Origin of the sequence: Streptosporangium canum (assembly GCF_900113865.1) — a bacterium.
Lineage (GTDB): Bacteria > Actinomycetota > Actinomycetes > Streptosporangiales > Streptosporangiaceae > Streptosporangium > Streptosporangium canum.
In genome coordinates this window covers 253,760-271,163 of the sequence record NZ_FOQY01000009.1, presented here as the reverse complement: position 1 = coordinate 271,163, position 17,404 = coordinate 253,760, and the positions used below count along the sequence as shown (strand labels likewise).

General features: G+C 71.4%; 16 protein-coding genes. 11 read left to right on the top strand and 5 right to left on the bottom strand.

Going from position 1 to position 17,404, the window contains the following annotated elements; all coding sequences use genetic code 11:
* Positions 1-81: 81 nt before the first annotated feature.
* The 4 genes from BM085_RS16565 to BM085_RS16550 all read left to right on the top strand — a co-directional run bounded on the left by BM085_RS16565 (position 82) and on the right by BM085_RS16550 (position 4,411).
* A complete protein-coding gene (locus tag BM085_RS16565) occupies positions 82-1,206 on the top strand; it encodes an epoxide hydrolase family protein (RefSeq protein WP_093887856.1) in 1,125 nt (374 codons plus the stop codon).
* Positions 1,207-1,295: 89 nt separating this feature from the next.
* Positions 1,296-1,568, top strand: coding sequence for a GlsB/YeaQ/YmgE family stress response membrane protein (locus tag BM085_RS16560; RefSeq protein WP_093887855.1), 273 nt, complete (start codon positions 1,296-1,298; stop codon positions 1,566-1,568).
* A gap of 414 nt (positions 1,569-1,982) precedes the next feature.
* Positions 1,983-2,789, top strand: coding sequence for a DUF2267 domain-containing protein (locus BM085_RS16555; protein WP_143120956.1), 807 nt, complete (start codon positions 1,983-1,985; stop codon positions 2,787-2,789).
* A 62-nt stretch (positions 2,790-2,851) separates the two neighbouring features.
* The gene (locus BM085_RS16550) at positions 2,852-4,411 is read left to right on the top strand and encodes an MFS transporter (RefSeq protein ID WP_093887853.1); all 1,560 of its coding nucleotides are present in this window, start codon (positions 2,852-2,854) and stop codon (positions 4,409-4,411) included.
* Between the two features lie 36 nt (positions 4,412-4,447).
* Here BM085_RS16550 and BM085_RS16545 read toward each other — a convergent pair whose 3' ends face one another.
* Positions 4,448-4,702 carry a hypothetical protein gene (locus BM085_RS16545; RefSeq protein WP_143120955.1) on the bottom strand — a complete coding sequence of 85 codons (255 nt, stop codon included), beginning with the start codon at positions 4,700-4,702 and terminating at the stop codon, positions 4,448-4,450.
* A gap of 785 nt (positions 4,703-5,487) precedes the next feature.
* On the bottom strand, positions 5,488-5,799 hold the full coding sequence (locus BM085_RS16540; RefSeq protein WP_143120954.1) for a hypothetical protein: 312 nt from the start codon (positions 5,797-5,799) through the stop codon (positions 5,488-5,490).
* 61 nt (positions 5,800-5,860) lie between these two features.
* Here BM085_RS16540 and BM085_RS16535 point away from each other — a divergent pair, with 61 nt between their 5' ends.
* Genes BM085_RS16535 through BM085_RS16505 form a run of 7 tightly spaced genes read left to right on the top strand, consistent with a single transcriptional unit; the run spans position 5,861 to position 14,238 of the window.
* A complete protein-coding gene (locus BM085_RS16535) occupies positions 5,861-6,703 on the top strand; it encodes a DUF8094 domain-containing protein (RefSeq protein ID WP_143120953.1) in 843 nt (280 codons plus the stop codon).
* A gap of 27 nt (positions 6,704-6,730) precedes the next feature.
* The gene (locus BM085_RS16530) at positions 6,731-8,344 is read left to right on the top strand and encodes a hypothetical protein (RefSeq protein ID WP_143120952.1); all 1,614 of its coding nucleotides are present in this window, start codon (positions 6,731-6,733) and stop codon (positions 8,342-8,344) included.
* Positions 8,341-10,161, top strand: a complete 1,821-nt coding sequence (locus BM085_RS16525; protein ID WP_143120951.1) for a hypothetical protein — start codon at positions 8,341-8,343, stop codon at positions 10,159-10,161. The genes BM085_RS16530 and BM085_RS16525 overlap by 4 nt, the downstream gene beginning before the upstream one ends.
* A 49-nt stretch (positions 10,162-10,210) precedes the next feature.
* Positions 10,211-11,203, top strand: a complete 993-nt coding sequence (locus BM085_RS16520) for a MinD/ParA family ATP-binding protein (protein ID WP_093887847.1) — start codon at positions 10,211-10,213, stop codon at positions 11,201-11,203.
* Positions 11,203-11,961 (top strand): hypothetical protein, encoded by a 759-nt coding sequence (locus tag BM085_RS16515; RefSeq protein ID WP_093887846.1) that lies wholly within the window; start codon positions 11,203-11,205, stop codon positions 11,959-11,961. The genes BM085_RS16520 and BM085_RS16515 overlap by 1 nt, the downstream gene beginning before the upstream one ends.
* 16 nt (positions 11,962-11,977) lie before the next feature.
* Positions 11,978-13,315, top strand: coding sequence for a hypothetical protein (locus tag BM085_RS16510; RefSeq protein ID WP_093887845.1), 1,338 nt, complete (start codon positions 11,978-11,980; stop codon positions 13,313-13,315).
* Complete coding sequence (locus tag BM085_RS16505) at positions 13,312-14,238, top strand: glycoside hydrolase family 16 protein (protein ID WP_177245127.1); 927 nt, start codon at positions 13,312-13,314, stop codon at positions 14,236-14,238. The genes BM085_RS16510 and BM085_RS16505 overlap by 4 nt, the downstream gene beginning before the upstream one ends.
* A gap of 58 nt (positions 14,239-14,296) precedes the next feature.
* Here BM085_RS16505 and BM085_RS16500 read toward each other — a convergent pair whose 3' ends face one another.
* The 3 genes from BM085_RS16500 to BM085_RS16490 all read right to left on the bottom strand — a co-directional run bounded on the left by BM085_RS16500 (position 14,297) and on the right by BM085_RS16490 (position 17,396).
* Complete coding sequence (locus tag BM085_RS16500) at positions 14,297-16,054, bottom strand: ABC transporter ATP-binding protein (RefSeq protein WP_093887843.1); 1,758 nt, start codon at positions 16,052-16,054, stop codon at positions 14,297-14,299.
* 96 nt (positions 16,055-16,150) lie between these two features.
* Positions 16,151-16,720, bottom strand: a complete 570-nt coding sequence (locus BM085_RS16495) for an NADPH-dependent FMN reductase (RefSeq protein ID WP_093887880.1) — start codon at positions 16,718-16,720, stop codon at positions 16,151-16,153.
* Positions 16,721-16,883: 163 nt separating this feature from the next.
* Positions 16,884-17,396 (bottom strand): GNAT family N-acetyltransferase, encoded by a 513-nt coding sequence (locus BM085_RS16490; RefSeq protein ID WP_093887842.1) that lies wholly within the window; start codon positions 17,394-17,396, stop codon positions 16,884-16,886.
* Positions 17,397-17,404: the final 8 nt, after the last annotated feature.

The following is a 17,404-nucleotide window of genomic DNA, read 5'->3' as shown; positions in this document are numbered from 1 at the left end:
GGGTGAGCCCCAATTTTGTGGAATGAAGCGTTCCGTTCTGCTAGACTGAAGTCAGCACAGACCGCTTCGAAGGGAACATTCATGAGCACCGAGATCCGCCCCTTCCGCATCGAGATCTCCCAGGCCGACGTCGACGACCTTCGTGAGCGCCTCGCCCGCACCCGCTGGAGCGGCGAGATCCCCGGTGCCGGCTGGAGCCGGGGTGTGCCGGTGGACTACCTGAAGGGACTCGCCGACTACTGGGCCGACGGCTACGACTGGCGTGGGGCCGAGGCCCGCCTGAACGAGTTCCCGCAGTTCATCACCGAGATCGACGGGCAGGACATCCACTTCGCGCACGTGCGCTCGGCCAACCCCGACGCCACGCCGCTGCTGCTCATGCACGACTGGCCGGGCTCGTTCACGCAGTTCGCCGACGTCATCGAACCGCTGTCGCAGGACTTCCACGTGATCGTCACCTCGACTCCGGGTGTCGGCTTCTCCGGCCCGCTCAGCGGCCCCGGCTGGAACACCGGCAAGATCGCCGGTGCGTTCGTCGAGCTGATGGCCCGCCTCGGCTACGACCGCTACGGCGTGCAGGGCGGCGGCGGAGGCGCCTGGATCGGGATCGAGATGGGCCGCCAGGCACCCGGCCACGTCATCGGCGTCCACCTCAACGGCCTGGTCACCTTCCCCTCCGAGGACCCGGCCGACTTCGCCGGCCTGACCGAGGGCGAGCAGGAGCGCCTGGCCCGGCTGCAGAACTTCCGTGACGACATGATGGGCTTCAACGTCCTCCAGTCCACCCGCCCGCAGACCCTCGCCTACGGCCTGCACGACTCACCGGTCGGGCAGCTCGCCTGGATCACGGAGAAGTTCAAGGAGTGGACCGACGCGGCCGCCGAGCTGCCCGAGGACGCCGTGGGCCGCGACCACCTGCTGACCAACGTCAGCGTCTACTGGTTCACCGGCACCGCGGGCTCCTCGGCCAACCTCTACTACGAGATGGCCCACGACCCGAGCGCGTGGGCTCCCAAGGAGCGCGGAACCGTCCCCACCGGGGTGGCCGTCGCGCTCTCCACCGACGTCGCCATCCGCCGCTTCGCCGAGCGCGACAGCGACATCGTCCACTGGACCGAGTTCGAGCGCGGCGGCAACTTCCTCTCCCTGGAGCAGCCTGAGCTGCTGGTGGGCGACATCCGCGAGTTCTTCGGCAAGCTCGGCTGACGCCGGAGCGGAGCCGCAACCGATCTGTTACGTGTCAGCTCCCTTTCCCGGGGCACTCGTCCGTCAGCCGACCTACAGGGAGTGTGAACATGACGGTTACCGGCATCATCACCGCCATCGTCATCGGAGTCATCATCGGGGCCCTGGGCCGTCTGGTGGTCCCGGGCAAGCAGAACATTCCGATCTGGCTGACCATCGTGATCGGCATCGTCGCCGCACTCATCGGCACCGCCATCGCGGGTGCCCTGGGCGTGGCCGCGACCAGCGGCATCGACTGGATCGAGCTGCTCATCCAGGTCGGTCTCGCGGCGGTCGGCGTGATCCTGACCGTGAGCCTGTACGGCAGGCGCCACGTCCGCTAGAGGATCCGCCGCACCACGGGTGACCGTGGGACGGGAGATCGATCGGCGGCATCTGGCGGCCCCGGACCGGACGCGACTCGCGACCGGGCCGGGGCCTCCGCCGTACCGGGCGGCTCCGGGAGCGCGGCGGACGCGGCGCCGGGGACAGGACGGCGGGATGGCAGGTCAGCGGCGGTGCCGACGCACTTGCCCCCGCCTCGGGCGGAGGCGTTAACTGGATGGAGCGCCGCGCGACCCCGGTGTGAGAGGTGGTCGTGCGCGCCGGTGGACGATCCCGTCACGGTGGTCCTCGCGGTGGCCCGCCGCCCACGCCGGTACGGGCGCAGGACCCCATGATCCCCGGATTCAGTGACACCGGCCGCCACCGTCGGCCGGCCCTCTCCGACAGCCGCCCCGCAGCCGAGGCAGGACACCATGGACTACCAGGAGTTCATCACGATCGTCGAGCAGGTCGCCGACATCTCGGGCGAGGAGGCGGAGAGCGTCGCCTGCCTGACCCTCCGCCTGCTCGCACGGCGCGTGACTCCCGGCGAGGCCGAGGTTCTCGGTGAACGCCTTCCGGAGCGACTGCGTCCGTGCCTCGAACCTGACGGCCCTCCCGAGAGGTTCCACGTCGACGAGTTCGTCCGGCGGGTCGCGGAGCACACCGGGATCGACGCCGGGACCGCCGCGGAACAGGCGCGCGGCGTGCTCGCCGCGCTGTGGAGGGCGGTGGGTCCCGACGAGTTCGAGGACCTCCGCGCCGAGCTGCCCAAGGACTTCTGTCCGCTCATGGACACCGCGATGGCGGCGGCGCCTCCGCCGGCCGAGGACGAGCCGCCGTTCGCGGGCGGCCTCCTCTACGACGAGTTCCTCGACCGCGTCGCGGTACTCGCCGCGACCGATCGCGACCACGCGCACCGCGCCACAGAGGCGGTGCTGGACATGCTTGGCCTGCGCCTGTCCGCGGGCCAGGCCGACGACCTGCTGCCGCTGCTGCCCCTGCAGTTCCGGCCCGCCCTTCGACGGGGCGGGGCCCGCAGCCGCGGCGGGGCGGTGCCGCTGTCGCCCGACGTCTTCCTGCACGATGTCGCCAAGCGCGCCGGGGTCACCCGAGGGGACGCGACCAAGGACGTGCGAGCCGTGTTCGCGGTACTGCGCGAAGCCGTCGGGGAGAAGGAGTATCACGACGCGATCGCCCGGCTCCCCGGCGAGTACCGGCCGCTGCTGCAACCGGGTTAGGACCGGCCGCACCGTCAGCGTTCGGTCAGCGCCCCGTCAACGCGGTGGTCGAAGCTCCGTGCATGACTGTTCCCTCACCACGCAAGTGGGGCACGCTGGTGATCGCCTGCCTCGCCATGCTGCTGCTCGCCATCGACCTCACGGTGCTGCACCAGGCCGCGCCCAAACTGGTCGAGGAGATGCGTCCCTCGGCCCCCCAGTTCCTGTGGATCGTCGACGTGTACGGCTTCGCGCTGGCCGGGCTCCTGGTCACCATGGGCAATGTCGGTGACCGGATCGGGCGCAAGCGGCTGCTGCTCATCGGTATGACGGCCTTCGGGGCCGCCTCCGCCCTGACGGCCTACGCGCCGACTCCGGAGTGGCTCATCGCGGCACGGGCGCTGCTCGGCGTCGCCGGCGCCACCATCATGCCGTCGACCCTGTCGATGATCAGAAACGTCTTCACCGACCCGAGGGAGCGGACCACCGCGGTCGGCGTCTGGAGCAGCGTCTCCGCGCTGGGCTTCGCCCTCGGTCCCGTGGTCGGCGGGGCGCTCCTCAACTCCTTCTGGTGGGGCTCCGTCTTCCTCGTCAACGTGCCGGTCGCCGTGCTGATCGTCGTCGTCGGATCCGTCGTGCTGCCCGAGTCGCGCAACCCGCGGCCGGGGCGGCTCGACCTGGTGAGCGTGCCGCTCTCCGTCGTCGGCGTCGTCGCCGTCGTCTACGCCCTCAAGACCGCGGCCCACGACGGCGTCGCCGGGGCCGGCGTCTGGGTGGCCGCCGCCGCCGGCCTCGTCTCGCTCGTCCTGTTCACCCGGAGGCAGGCCCGGCTGGCGGAGCCCCTCATCGACGTCCGGCTCTTCGGCCACCGCGCCTTCTCCGGTGCGATCGGGGCCAACGTCGTGTGCATCTTCTCGATGCTCGCCGCGTCACTCGCCTTCGCCCAGTACTTCCAGCTCGTCCTGGGCTGGTCGCCTCTCATGTCGGGACTCGCCGGCCTGCCCGGCGGGCTGGGCGCGGCGGCGGGCGGGGCCCTGGCGGCCCCGCTGGTCACCGCCCTCGGCCGGGCGCGGGTCGTCGCCCTCGGGCTGGGGCTGAGCGCCGCCGGATTCGTCATGTACGGCCAGGTGGACATGGCCACGGGCTACGGGTACATGGTGGCCGCGATGATCGTCGCCTCCATCGGCACCGGCTTCACCTTCGCCGTCACCAACGACACCATCCTCGCCTCGGTCCCCAGAGAGCGCGCGGGCGCGGCGTCGGCGATCGCGGAGACCGCCCAGGAGATGGGCGGAGCGCTGGGCATCGCCGTACTCGGGAGCGTGCTGAACGGCGCCTACCGCAACAACCTGCGGCTCCCTGCCGAGGTGCCCGCCGATGCGGCGGACCAGATCCGGGAGTCGCTCGGCGGGGCACTGGAGACCGCCGCCGCCCTGCCCGCGCGGCTGGCGGAGACGGTCACCGAGACCGCCCGGCAGACGTTCGTGGACAGCATGCAGATGACCGTGATGACCGGCGCGGTCCTGCTGGCCCTCCTCGCGGTGGCCGCACTGGCCGCCCTGCGCGGCGTCCCCAAGGTGATCGCCGAGGTGGACCTGGACGACGAGGGCAGACCCCAGGAGGGGTCCGTCGCGGCCCGATAGCCGCCCCGGGCACCCACCGGCCGATTCCCCCAGGGGTTAGAAACTCACGCCCCTGCCGGATCTGAAGGGGACGAGCCAGGCGAAGACGACACCGCTGAAGTTCACCAGCATGCCGTGCGCCTTCTGGTGGCTGCCCGGCTCGGAGACCTCAAGCCGGACCACCGACCCCTTCTGCATCCATCCCGCCAGATCGTCTTCGGTGGGCGGGTCGCCGTGCAGGCGCAGCATCAGGTCATGGGCCTGTCCGGCCATTCGGAGGTGGAGCTCGCATGTGGGCTCACTGTTCACCATTGATCTGCCGTCCGGGCGGAGTGGGCGCCGCGCAGTGGCTCGGCACCGTCTTCCAGACTACGCCGCGCCCATCCGGCCCCGTGTGCGGGATCAGGCGGAAGGGGTGTCCGAAACCCGGGTTCGAGCACACACGCCCCCGGAAAGACGGTGTCCCTATTACCCGCCCCGGGCACGCTACCGAGGGGGAGGAATACATGAAGGCCATTCATATCGGACCTCGGCAAGCGCCCGCGGCAATCGCTCCGCGAAAACGATTCCGCCCGCCCGATCTGTCCTCTTGACACCCGGCCGGGGAACCGGAAACTCAACATGGGGCGAACATCAACCCCGCCCCAGGGAAATAACAGATCAACAGGAAAGACGGAAGACCGGTCGAGAGCAGAGGATGCATGGAAATTTCTACAGAAGTCCAGATATGGCCTGTTAGCGCCGCAACCACAGGTCGGCGTGGGTCTGATTTCGGACAGGCCCTATCATGGCTTATGTATTATTTATAAACCAATAGCCATAAGTGCCAATTACTCAGCCCCTTTACCTTCCCAATAGATCACGGTCAGTCTAATATTTGGACCTATGTCATGGCGTGCATCAGATTTCCCAGATAGGCAGGCTGGGCCCTCTGGCCGCGGTGGCGCTTCCCCCGAGCGCGAATCGGATCAGTCGCCGGACTGGCACCCCGAGCGGCTCGCCGCATTCGATTGGCGGAAGCTTATTCTGTCCGGGGCGATTTTATCGATCTTCGTCGGAGCCGGGCTCTGGCTCGCCACGAGAGACCACTCCGAACCTCAGGCCCTGGTCGCGAATCCCACCCCCCAGCCCTCCGACACCGGCTGGCAGGCGGTGGTCCCCCCGCCGCCGACGCCCTCCGCCCCGGCCCCCGAGAGCAGGAGCACACCGACCCCCTCCCTTCCGGACGGCAGGAGCACACCCGCCCCCTCCGTCCCGGCCCCCGTGGGCAGGAGCACACCCGCCCCCTCCGCGCCGGCCCCCGAAGTCGGAGCCACGCCGGCCCCCTCCGTGCCGGACGGCAGGAGCACGGCCGGACCGTCCTCCCAGGCGAAGGAGGCCTCCACGGACGGGGCGAGGGTCAAGGTCACGGTCCCTCCCTCCGTCGGCCCCTCGGCCAGAGCCCGCGCGTCCCAGCTCTCCGTCAAGCAGGTGTACCGCATCCACGGCGACTACCAGCGAGGCCTGTCAGCGGCTCAGGCCGCGCTGAACCACGGCGCGATGGGGAAACTGGAACACGGGCTGGCGCTGGAGATGACACGGGCGAGTTTCAAGACCGCCCGGCTGGAGGGCACGTCGGTGGCGTCGGGGATATGGCCCAACCCGCAGGTGTGGGTTCCCCGCCATGTCGAGGGCAGCCCCGACTGGTTCGTAGCGGTCTCCTACGATCCGGGGGTCGCCCGGATCACCGACGTGATGAGCTCCACCCCCGCCGGATGGCGGCTGGTGGCCTCCGCGGCCGACACGCGAGCCACTCCCGCCCGGTTCCCCAAGATCGCAACCGACTCCGACGGCTATGCCACGAGCCTGCCCGAGAACGCCCCCGGACTGCTCGCGACCCCGCGCCAGATCGCCCGTGCCCACCTGGCGAGCATGGAGAACGCCGAGCTGGACCCGGCGTTCGCCGACGGGCCGTGGACGAGCGAGACCGTGACGTTCTGGCAGCAGGAGCGCGCCCAGTTGGAGGAGGCCGGCTGGACCCTCAGGCTCTCCTATCTACCGGAGGGCCCGGTGCGCGCGCTGAGGACCAGTGACGGGGGCGCACTGGTCTGGTATGCCGCCCGCTCGACCGACGCGCGCAAGGCTCAGCGCGTGGGTGCGAAGGTCACCCTGAAGGGTTCGGCCGCCGTCCGCACCGAGAACAGGTCCTTCACCCATTCGGTGAGCGCGACCTACGGACGCATGTACGTAGCCCATGTCCCCCCCGCCGGTTCCGCTGAGCCCGTCCGCGTGCTGGGTGAGTGGAGCGATGTCCTGGAGAGCCACGGCGACTGACACCCCCCTGGAAGAAGAGGAACATCCATGATGACACCCTCACGTAAGGCCTCACGCGCGACGGTGATCACTGTAAGCATCGCAATAGGCGTGTTCGGGGCCGGCGCCGGGCTGGGAACCGTCATCGCCGCCCGTTCCCATCCCGGCGAGGGGCAGGTGCTGCGCCTGGCGGCGGGCACCTACCACCTGGCCGACGGCGAGCGGGCATGGAAGTCCCGAGGGGCCTCCGGCAGCGATCAGGGCGTCCCTCTCTCCGGCGCGGACGAGGGCAGCACGATCGCGAAGAAGAAGTCCAAGGATCCCCTGGTCTGCCTGACCGCCACCGCCGACGGGCGCGCGGTCGGCGGCGGCGCGGCGGGCTGCGTCGACCTCCCCGCGATCCTGGCCGGCGCCGCCGCCCCCCTGCAGCGGCCGGGAAACCCCAGGAGCACGGGGTCGGCACCGCCCAAGAAGGCGTCCTCGGCCCCGGAGCCCCGCCGCTCGACGGCGGCGCAACCCGCCCCGGACAACCGCCGTACGGCGGCGCAGCCCGATCCGGCCCCCCGCCGCACGGCGGCACAACCGCCTCCGGCGAGACCGGTCCAATCCGTGCCCTCCCCGACGCAGACGAAGAAGATCGCCGGCGACATCTCGGAGAGCGGCAGCCTGGTCGAGAAGCCCGCGGAGCAGACCGAGAAGAAGCATGATGTCAACACCGGCCCGAAGGAGCCGACTCCCAAGCCCGCACCGCCTTCGGCGACCCCCCGGCCGGAGGCGTCCCCCAGCGCCGCCCAGCCCACACCCCCGCCGAACACGGCGAAGCCCACCACGACCACCACGCCTCCGAACACCCCGGAGCCGAGCCGGCCGACGGCGACCTCGAGCCCCCGGCACACCCACGGTCCGGGGACTCCCACCCCTTCGGGCCCCCTCCAGCCGGCCCCGCCCTCCCCGGACACGCAGCTCCCCACCCCGGACCAGGACACGCAGCTTCCCCCGCCGGACCAGAGCCTGCCCCAGACTCCCGACGGGACCGTGCTGCGGACCGCCCAGCCGTCCTCCCCGAACGGGGAGATCACCGAGAACGGCGACTCCCTGCCGATCTTCCAGGACCCGGAGCTGCTGCGGCGGGCCCAGGAGGCCCTGGGGCTGGACAAGAACATGCGCTACACGGATGAGAACGGCGTATGGGACCTCAACATCGCCCCGCCTGGCACTCCCCCATGCCGGAACTACTCGGCCGACGAGCTTCAGAATCTGGATCCGCCCCAGAGCGGCAGCCCGTCCATCCCCCGCGACTCGTGCCAGTGGCCCGCCTTCATCCGCTGGCTCTACGCGGAGCCGACGCCCGGGGAGGTCAGCAACTGGACCAAGTTCACCGGACTGCCCGAGCGGAACCTGGAACTCGTGGTGACCGACCCCTCCGCCATGCCGCCCGCCCCGGCCGACACCAGCCAGGTCGAGCCTGACAGCAGCCAGGTCCAGCCCGACACCCGCCAGACCCGACCTGACACCGACCAGCTACAGCCCGACACCCGCCAGCTCCAGCCCGGCACCGGCCAGGTCCAGCCGGACACCCGCCAGATCCAACCTGACACCGGCCGGCTCCAGCCGGACACCGGCCAGGGCCAGCCCGACCCGTTCGGATACAACGACCAATGAGCAGCTCCTCCGGAGCTGGGCGTGTCGTGCTCGGTCCCGGCCAGGGGACGGCCTGGGTGGGCGAGCACGGCGCGCACCTGATGGACTACGCCGCCTACCACCTCGCCCCTGACCGGGTGCCGGCGGCGGTCGCCTCCGCGCTGGCGGCCTGCCAGGCCCAGCCGGCGGCCAAGGGCCTCACGCCCCGGGGGCGGTTGCTGGCCGTACTGCGGCGCGACTGTCGCGCCGCCCCCGGCTACCGGGAGCAGTACGTCCCGGAATCCGGGCCGGGCATGCCGGACGCCCGGCTGATCGAACGCGTCTGGACGATCGTCGACCCGCTGGGCACCGAGACGCTCAGGCTGATGTACCGCCACGAGCTGGCCACCCTGGATCTCTCCCACATACTGGCGATGCCGGTGGAGGAGGTCGGCAGGCTCGCGACGCGCACCCAGGACCTGATCGAGACGCTCGTGAGCGGGCTGGACGCCATCGAACACGGCCGGCACACCTGCCCGGAGCTCTCCCCACTGGTCGACGCCCTGTTCCCCGGCGGCCTCGGCGGGCCCGGCGAGGACGGCGAGGACGGCGAGACGAAGGAACAGCGGACGCTTCCCCCCGCCGAGTTCGACAGCGCCCGCACGGACCTGCTGTCCCACATGATCACGTGCTCGGCGTGCACGCGGCCGATCAACATCCGCTACACGGTCCCGCAGATGATCTCCAATCCGCGGATCGCGCCTCTCACCGCCGAGGTGAGAAAGCGGCTCCTGGACTCCCTCCCGCCCGCCGTGGAACCGCCCGTCCCCGAAGCCGGCACCGCGCCCGCCGGGCCGCCGGATCCCGGCCCGCGTCCGACCTCGCAGGAGGAGACCCAGCCCGGCCGGGCCATACGGGCCGGCCGGCCTCCCCGTTCGGACCGCTCCACCCTCCCGTATCTCCCCGTCCGCCCGGACCGTTCCACAACGCGCCGCCCCGCCCGTCCAGACCACGCGGAACGTCCGGACCGTCCAGACCGCACGGAACGTCCGGGCCGCTCCACGCTCCCGTACCGTCCCGTGCTGCCGGACCGCACCCCCTCCCCACCCGCCCGCCCGGCCGGCCCGCTGTCCGCTCCGCCGGTGTCCGGGCAGGACACCCCTCTTTATGACGCGCTGTCCCAGGCATGGGCACGTGAGGTCCTCGCCACCGACGACGGGACCGCCACCAACCCCGCCATCCCCGCGGTCACCGGTAAGACCGCCGCCCGCAGGGCCCATGACACTCAGGTGCCCGTGATCCGGGCCTACGCCGGGGTGGACGACGGGCCGGAAGGAGTGCGGTTCGGCCCTGGAGTCCGGTTCATGGAGGCACTCGCGTGGGCCGGGGAACGGGTCCGGAGCACGACCATAAAAATCGTCATCATCGTGGTCGCGGGCGCGGCGGGCACCCTGACGGGGATGAACCTCCTGGGGCCCGCCATCGGCACCGAGAGACCGGCCGGTTCCCTGCAGTCCTCCGCCAGCCAGGCCACCGCGACCGGTGACGCCCCCCAGGTCGCCCAGGGCGAGCTCGCCGGACGGCTGCGGATCCCCCCCGTGGTCACGCTGGACGAGTTCGGCCAGGGCAGCCTGATCCTCACCGTCTCCGGAGCCTCCCTGGACTGGCGGATAACCGCGCCCGGGCTGTCGGTGACCCCGTCCAGCGGCACCCTGAAGCAGGGACGCACGGATGTGATCGTTCTGCGCGCCCATCGGATCCGCCACTGGTGCGGCGTCCCGTCCTCTGTCACCGCCCCCCTGACCGTCCACGGACCCGACGACTCGATCACCACGACGGTGCGCTGGAGCACCTGCTGACAGCCCCGTCCTACCTGCTCTGTGAAAGTTCTCCGAAAGGACCTTGGCCATGACGGACACGTCCCCCCATATCCAGAGCTCACCGTCCGCCCCGGTGGAGCAGTTCCAGGAGACGGTCCCGCTCACCGCCGAACATCTGCTCATCAACCGGCGGCCCGAGCCCGCCGGCGGGTGGCGACGCCTCGTCTGGCAGCTCTCCGGCGGGAGGATCATCCCGTCGGAGTCGGCCGCGGAGGTGGAACGCCGCACACTGATGGCCCAGGCCCAGACCGCCGTGGCGAGCGGACATCACCGGATCGCGGTCATGAGCCTCAAGGGCGGGGTCGGGAAGACCACGACGACCGTCGCCCTGGGCAACACCCTGGCCTCCCTGCGCGGAGACCGGGTCATCGCGATCGACGCCAACCCCGACCGGGGGACCCTCGGCCTCAAGGTCAAGTCCGAGACGGCCGCGACCATCCGCACCCTGCTCTCCGAAGCCCCCCACATCGTCCGCTACGCCGACGCGCGCGCCTTCACCTCCCAGTCGCCCGCACGGCTGGAGGTCCTCGCCTCCGACACCGACCCGGCCGTGAGCGAGGCGTTCAACGCGGAGGACTACCGCACGGTCGCCGGGCTCATCGAGCGCTACTACTCGATCTGCATCACCGACTGCGGGACCGGGCTGCTCCACGGGGCCATGGGGGCGACGCTGGAACTGGCCGACCAGATCGTGCTGGTCAGTCTGGTGGCGGTGGACGGGGCGAGCTCGGCCGCCGCGACGTTGGACTGGCTCACCGCCCACGGGTACTCGGACCTGGTCAAGAACGCCATCGTCGTGCTGAACGCCGTGGAACCCAAGTCGGACGTGGACGTGGCGCTGCTGGAGCGCCATTTCAACTCCCGCTGCCGCGCCGTGATCCGCGTCCCCTACGACCCGCACCTCAAGGAGGGCGCGGAGGTGGATCTGGTCCGCCTCCGGCCCACCACCCGAGGCGCGTACCTGCGCCTGGCAGCCGCCGCCGGCCAGGCGTTCGGTCTGCGCCCCGACCGGAGCAACTGATGGGGCCTGCCGCCGAGGATCCCGTACTCGACTGGGACCTGGGGCCCCCGCCGCACAACTCCCGGCGGATGCTCGTCGTGGTCGTCTCCATCGTGGGGGCGATCCTCCTGGCGATCGGCGGATGGCATCTCCTGCGGCCCGAACCCGCCACTTCGACCGTCCAGACCACGGACCTCACCGCCGGCACGGTCACGCTCGCCCCGCCCTCCGACTACAAGGGTGAGGCCGGCTATCCCGTCGGGTTCCCCCACAGCGAGCTGGGGGCGGTCTCGGCGGCCGCCGCCACGCTGGAGGCGGCGTGGACGCTGGACGCCGAGCAGGCCGAGGAGGCGGCGGTTCTGTACGCCCCGCCGGAACAGCAGGAGGCGGCCCGGGCCGGCGCACGGACCGCGGTCGCCGGCTGGCGCGAGACCTTCGGCCTTCCCCGGGCCGGAAAACTTCCCGACGGAGCCGCCATGCGGACCAGAACGATCGGGGTCCAGTGGCGGACCCGTGCCAAAGACCAGGTCCAGGTGTCCGTACTGGTCCAGGTGACCGCGACCAAAGGCGTGCAGGACACCGATCCGACCTACTCCAGCCCGTACGCCATGAGCCTGCTCATGGCGTGGCACTCCGGCATGCGCGGCGGGGGCCGCGGTGACTGGGTCAACATCCCCGATCCCGTCCCGGCCGCGTTGCCCGAGGTGGCCCTTCCCGGCACCGCCGAGTTCACCGCCGCGGGCTGGAAGCCCCTCTCCGGCCCCGAACCCACTCCGTAGACCGAGGAGACCGTCCATGCCCCCACGTAGCCCGTCCCGGCGCGTCACCCTGGTATCCGGCCTCCTCCTGGCAGGGGTGTCGGCGACGACCGGCGCGATCGTCGCCCAGCCGTGGTCCGCCATGGCGGACCACGGGGTCGCCGATGCCCCGCCGACGACGGCACCGGTGGTCGACCCTCCCATCGCGGCCGGGGAGCCGCCGCCGTCGGGGTCCGAGCACCCGTCCGAACGCCCGGGGAACCGGTCCGGCACCGAGCCGGACGAGACCGGGGAGGTTCCGCCCGACGACGCGGAACAGCCGCCGCAGGAGGGCGGGGAGGACCCCGAGCCGGAAGCGGAGGGCGGGAAGGACCCCCAACCGGAACAGGAGGGCGGGAAGGACCCCCAGCCGGAAGCGGAGAAGGGGAAGGCCCCCCAGCCGGAAACAGAGGAGAGGCCCGCGTCCCGCTCGGAGAAGACCGCCCCGGAGAAGTCCCGAGCGAAATCTTCCGGCCCCGCCGAGACAGCGGCTCCCACTCCGGCTCCGGCTCCGTCCAAGAGCGACCCTCCGGCCCCGGACAGGAGCGACCCTCCGACTCCGGCCAAGAGCGACCCGCCCGCCACCGACCCCAGCCCCACCCCCGCGCAGAGCACCACCGCCGACGCCGGGCCCAAGCCCTCGCATACGGGCGGACCGGGCCCCGCCCCGCGGGAGGGGACTTCCCACCCCACCGCGACGCCGACCACCGGCAGGGAACACGCGACCTCCCAGCCGGCCACTCCGCGCCCCACGTCCAAGCCGGCACCGCGGAAGGAGAAGGAGAAGGAGGAGAAGGGGAAGGAGAACGCCAGGCCGGCACCGAGCCCGACCACCGGCACCACGGCCACCTCGTCGCCCCGCGCCACCCTCCCGGTCCAGGAGCCCGCTCCTCCGAAACCGGCCGCGCCGACGGAGACGGTACGGCCCGCGGCCAGCCCGAGCGCGACCCTCGTTCCGGACACCCCCGCCGAGCAGCCGACCGAGGTGCCCGAGGCGCTCCAGCCGTCTGAGGCGTCGCCGTCATCTTCCCCGCCGGCCCGGGCCGTCCTTCCGGTGCCGCCGCTGGCGCGCGTCTCCTCCATGGACTCCTGCGGGACCCAGGTCCCCTTGTGCTGGAGCCTCGCGCCGTGGCGCAGCCGTACCCTGGAGCCGTCCGCCGCCGTCCCGCCGGCGGCCAAGCAGGTCGCGCCCCTGTGGGCCTTCGCGCCTCCGCCCACCCGTCCCGATCTCGCGCCGAACGCGTCCGCCTGGTGGGCTCCGGCACCGGTCCGCGCCGGCTGCTGGAGTTTCAGTCCCTCGGCCCTCTGCGCGAAGTCCTGGGAGCAACAGTCATGATCTCCCGGTCACATGTACGGCTGGCGGTGTTGAGCATGGTCGCCATGCTGGCGGTGAGCACCCTCGGCGCCGCCCAGGGCGAGGTGGGCTCCGGCACCGCGTCCGCCCAGGGCGAGGCGGCGTCCGGCACCGCGGAGGCGGCCGCCTGCCCCTCCTCGTCCGCCCCGGCCGACCCTGCCGATGAAACCGATTCGACCGGTTCCACCGACGTGACCGCCCCCGCCGACTCCACCGACCTCACCGCCTCCACCGGTGGAGCCAGTGCCGCCGAAGTCCACAGTTGGGGAACGCCGGCCTGGTGTGCGGAGTTCGACGACCAGCTCGATCCGGCCGACTGGGTGATCTACGACTCGGCCGGGCACGACGGCCAGGGCCGCCGCTCTCCCGACCAGCTCTTCATCGGCAACGGCTCGCTCTACCTGTACGGCCGCGCCGACGGCACCACGGCCGGGCTGGGCAGCAGGCACAGCCAGGTGTACGGGCGCTGGGAGACCCGCGTCCGCATGTACGAGGGTGCGGACTCCTACCACCCCATCGCCCTGCTGTGGCCGGACGGCGGCGGCGGGGGCGTGCACAGCGCCACCGGCGAGGAGATCGACTTCCTGGGGGTCATGGACCGTCCCGGCAGGTGGCGGGCGAACTTCTACCTGGAGACCCCCCAAGGGGAGGAGCAGTCCTATTCCGAGGCCGACATGACCACCTGGCACACCTACGCCGTGGAGAACAGCCCCGGCGGGGTCGTCGGCTATCTCGACGGCCGGGAGTGGTTCCGTTCGTCCAGGTCCACCCGGAGTCCGATGTCGGCCTGCCTGCAGCTGGACTGGTTCCCCGGTCACGGCGGTCCGGGAGAGGCCTGGATGGAGGTCGACTGGCTCCGCGTCTATCCGCTGGACCCCGGTGGCACGGGAGGCGGCACGGGATGAGCGGTCCCGGCCGCCCCGGCGGGACCGGGATCCCGGTCCCACGCCCTGACGGGCCTTCCTAGGCGCTCTGCAGCCCGGCGTAGACGCCGCGCATCCGCATCAGTTCCTCGTGGGTGCCCACTTCCTCGATCCCGCCGTCGCGCATGACCACGATCCGGTCGGCGCCGCGGATGGTCGACAGCCGGTGGGCGACGACGAGGACCGTGCGCCCGGCGACCAGGCGGGCCAGCGCCTCCTGGATGAGCGCCTCCGACCGGTTGTCCAGGGCGGAGGTCGCCTCGTCCAGGATCAGCACGCGGGGGTCGCGGATCAGGGCGCGGGCGATGGCCAGGCGCTGCTTCTGCCCGCCGGAGAGGCGGGCTCCCCGCTCTCCCACGACCGTGTCGAGCCCGTCGGGCAGCCGGTCGATGAACTCCAGCGCGTTGGCGTCCCGGAGCGCCCGCCGTACCCGGTCCTCGGAGACGTCGGCCATGCCGTAGGTGACGTTCTCCCTGATGGTGCCCTCGAACAGGATGGACTCCTGCGGCACGACCGACAGGAACCTCCGGTAGGTGCGCATGTCCAGGGTCTCCATGTCACGGCCGTCGAGCAGGATCTGGCCGGAGGTGGGCCGCAGGAAGCCGATGACGAGGTTGAGCACGGTCGACTTGCCCGCGCCCGAGGGGCCGACCAGGGCGATCGTCTCGCCGGGAACCGCCGTGAGGCTGAAGCCGGTGACCGCGGGGGCGTCGTCCGCACCGTGCTCGCCGTAGGCGAACTCGACGTCGCGGAACTCCACCTCGCCGCGGACGGACACGACCTCGTCCTTGCCGCTGTTGTGCTCCAGGTCGGGGGCCTGGAGCACCTCGCCGATCGACCGTACCGACGCCAGTCCCCTGCTGATCACCGGGGTCAGGCTGAGCAGGGAGGTGACCGCGGAGGTGAGGGTGGCGAAGAAGGTGGTCAGCATGACCACGTCACCGGCGGTGATGGGGATGACCTGGTAGTAGGCGACGAGCGCGGAGCCGGCCAGGAAGGCGACGCCGAGCGCGTTGAGCAGGATCCAGGCCAGCGCGCCGAAACTGCCGTTGAGCAGGTCGAGCCGGAGCCCCTTGCGCAGCACCCTGGTCAGGGTGCCGTCGACGCGGTGCAGCGCGTCCTGTTCCAGGCCGTGCGCGCGGGTGATCGGGATGAGGGTGGTCATCTCGCTGACGCGGGTGGAGAGCTTCTCGACCTCTCGGCGGAAGCTCTCGTTGTCCTCCCGAAGCCGGGTCCGCATCCGCATCACCAGGAACGCCGCGGCGGGCACGACCACCAGGAAGACCGGGATCGCGGCGGGCACCCGCAGGGCGATCACCACCAGGCCGCCGGCCAGCATGGTGAGTGCCGACAGGCCCATGTCGCCGGCCTGCTGGGTGGTCTGCTCCACGCTCTCGACGTCCCGGATGACCTTGGTCTGGAGTACGGCGGCGCTGACCCGGGAGTGGTAGCCGATGGAGAGCTGCTGCATCCGGCGGCAGAGCGCGGAGCGCAGGCCCATGCCCATCCGCCGGACGGCGCCGTGCAGGCAGCGGACGTAGAGCAGGTGGAAGGGGTAGTTGAGGAGGAGCAGGGCGAGCAGTACGGCCGTGTTGATCCACAGCTCGGTGATCGGGCGGTGGCCGACCACGATGTCGACGACGTTGGCGGTGATCAGCGGCAGCAGCCAGGTGGGACTGTGCTTGACCAGGAAGGCGAAGACCCCGGCGAGCAGCTTGAGGTGGTCTTCCCGGAAGAGGTAGGCGAGTGTACGGATGGGGTGCTCGCCCCGGTAGCGATGATCGAGAGCGCCGACCACAGATCCCCCAAATCACGATAAATAACTATCTAATCTTCTCCTTTCGCGATTTCATCCGCGTGACGGCCCCCACGCAAGGCACGCAGCACAAGGCACTCAGCGGACGTACGGCCGGGCCGCCCGCCCCTCCCGCAGGGTGGTCGCCCACCAGGTGAGCTGGTCGAGCATGACCTTGGCCGCGCCGTTGACGCCGTCCGGCTCGACCGGCCGGCCCGCCGCGTCGAAGTGCCCGTCCGCCTGGTGGAAGCTCACGGTGTCGCGCAGGGAGACCACGTGCAGCTCGGCGAAGACCAGGCGGAGCTGCTCCACCGCCCGCAGGCCCCCGGAGCGCCCGCCGTAGGAGACGAAACCGACCGGCTTGGCCGCCCACTCGTGACGGACCGCGTCGATGGCCAGCTTCAGCGCGGCGGGGTAGGCGTGATTGTACTCCGGCGTGATCACGACGAAGCCGTCGGCGGCACCGATCCTCGCGGCGAGCTCGCGGGCCTCGTCCCCGGTGTCGCCGGAGCGCGCGGGCTGGAGCGGCGGCAACGCCGTCCGGCCCAGGGCGATCACGTCCACGGTCAGGTCGGCCCGTCGCGCGGTCTGTTCCAGGAACCATCGCCCCACCGTCGCCCCGAGCCCCTCCTCCCGGATGCTTGCGATGATCACTGCGATGTCGAGCACGACGGCCTCCCTGACGGATCGGTCCCAGGCGGGCCGATCCACGACGGACCGATCCACGACCGATCACCCTTCGGCGGACCGGTCGGATCGACGACCCACGATGACCACCGTGCAACCTCCAGCGCGCTTGAGGTCAACCGGTCCCGGCGCGGCGTGCCCGGGGTCAGGCGGCTCCGGCGGGCAGGCGCATCTCCAGGATCTGGCCGGGCCACTCCTCGACTTTGAAGGTCTCGGTCCTGGTGAAGCCCTGGCTCTCGTAGTACTTCACCAACCGGCCGTCGTCGCCGGCGTAGCAGTCGACCCTGAGCAGCGAGACCCCCTGCTCCACCGCCTCGGCGCGGGCGCGCTCCAGGAGCGCGGAGCCGACGCCGCGGCCGTGGAACCGCTGGTCGATGACCAGCACCCGGACGTACAGCTCCGGCTCGGGGGCCGGGGTGACGTACTCCATCGCGGGCCCGAGGACCAGGCATCCGGCGGGCTCACCGTCGATCTCGGCGATGCGCATCCCGCCGGCGGTCGCCCAGGAGGTCACCCGCTCGACGCGGGCGGGAATGGCGGAGAACGGCTCGCTGCCCCACTGACCGGTACGGCCCTGCGCGGACAGCCAGGCCACCGCGCTGTCGAACATCCCCAGAACCGCCGGAGCATCGTCGATGCCGCCATCTCTGATAATCATCGGCGGAT

Bases quoted from the DNA above. Each gene is read 5' to 3' on its own strand.
- BM085_RS16565 (WP_093887856.1), top strand. From the start codon at position 82: ATGAGCACCGAGATCCGCCCCTTCCGCATCGAGATCTCCCAGGCCGAC.
- BM085_RS16560 (WP_093887855.1), top strand. From the start codon at position 1,296: ATGACGGTTACCGGCATCATCACCGCCATCGTCATCGGAGTCATCATC.
- BM085_RS16555 (WP_143120956.1), top strand. From the start codon at position 1,983: ATGGACTACCAGGAGTTCATCACGATCGTCGAGCAGGTCGCCGACATC.
- BM085_RS16550 (WP_093887853.1), top strand. From the start codon at position 2,852: ATGACTGTTCCCTCACCACGCAAGTGGGGCACGCTGGTGATCGCCTGC.
- BM085_RS16545 (WP_143120955.1), bottom strand. From the start codon at position 4,702: ATGGTGAACAGTGAGCCCACATGCGAGCTCCACCTCCGAATGGCCGGA.
- BM085_RS16530 (WP_143120952.1), top strand. From the start codon at position 6,731: ATGATGACACCCTCACGTAAGGCCTCACGCGCGACGGTGATCACTGTA.
- BM085_RS16525 (WP_143120951.1), top strand. From the start codon at position 8,341: ATGAGCAGCTCCTCCGGAGCTGGGCGTGTCGTGCTCGGTCCCGGCCAG.
- BM085_RS16520 (WP_093887847.1), top strand. From the start codon at position 10,211: ATGACGGACACGTCCCCCCATATCCAGAGCTCACCGTCCGCCCCGGTG.
- BM085_RS16515 (WP_093887846.1), top strand. From the start codon at position 11,203: ATGGGGCCTGCCGCCGAGGATCCCGTACTCGACTGGGACCTGGGGCCC.
- BM085_RS16510 (WP_093887845.1), top strand. From the start codon at position 11,978: ATGCCCCCACGTAGCCCGTCCCGGCGCGTCACCCTGGTATCCGGCCTC.
- BM085_RS16505 (WP_177245127.1), top strand. From the start codon at position 13,312: ATGATCTCCCGGTCACATGTACGGCTGGCGGTGTTGAGCATGGTCGCC.
- BM085_RS16490 (WP_093887842.1), bottom strand. From the start codon at position 17,396: ATGATTATCAGAGATGGCGGCATCGACGATGCTCCGGCGGTTCTGGGG.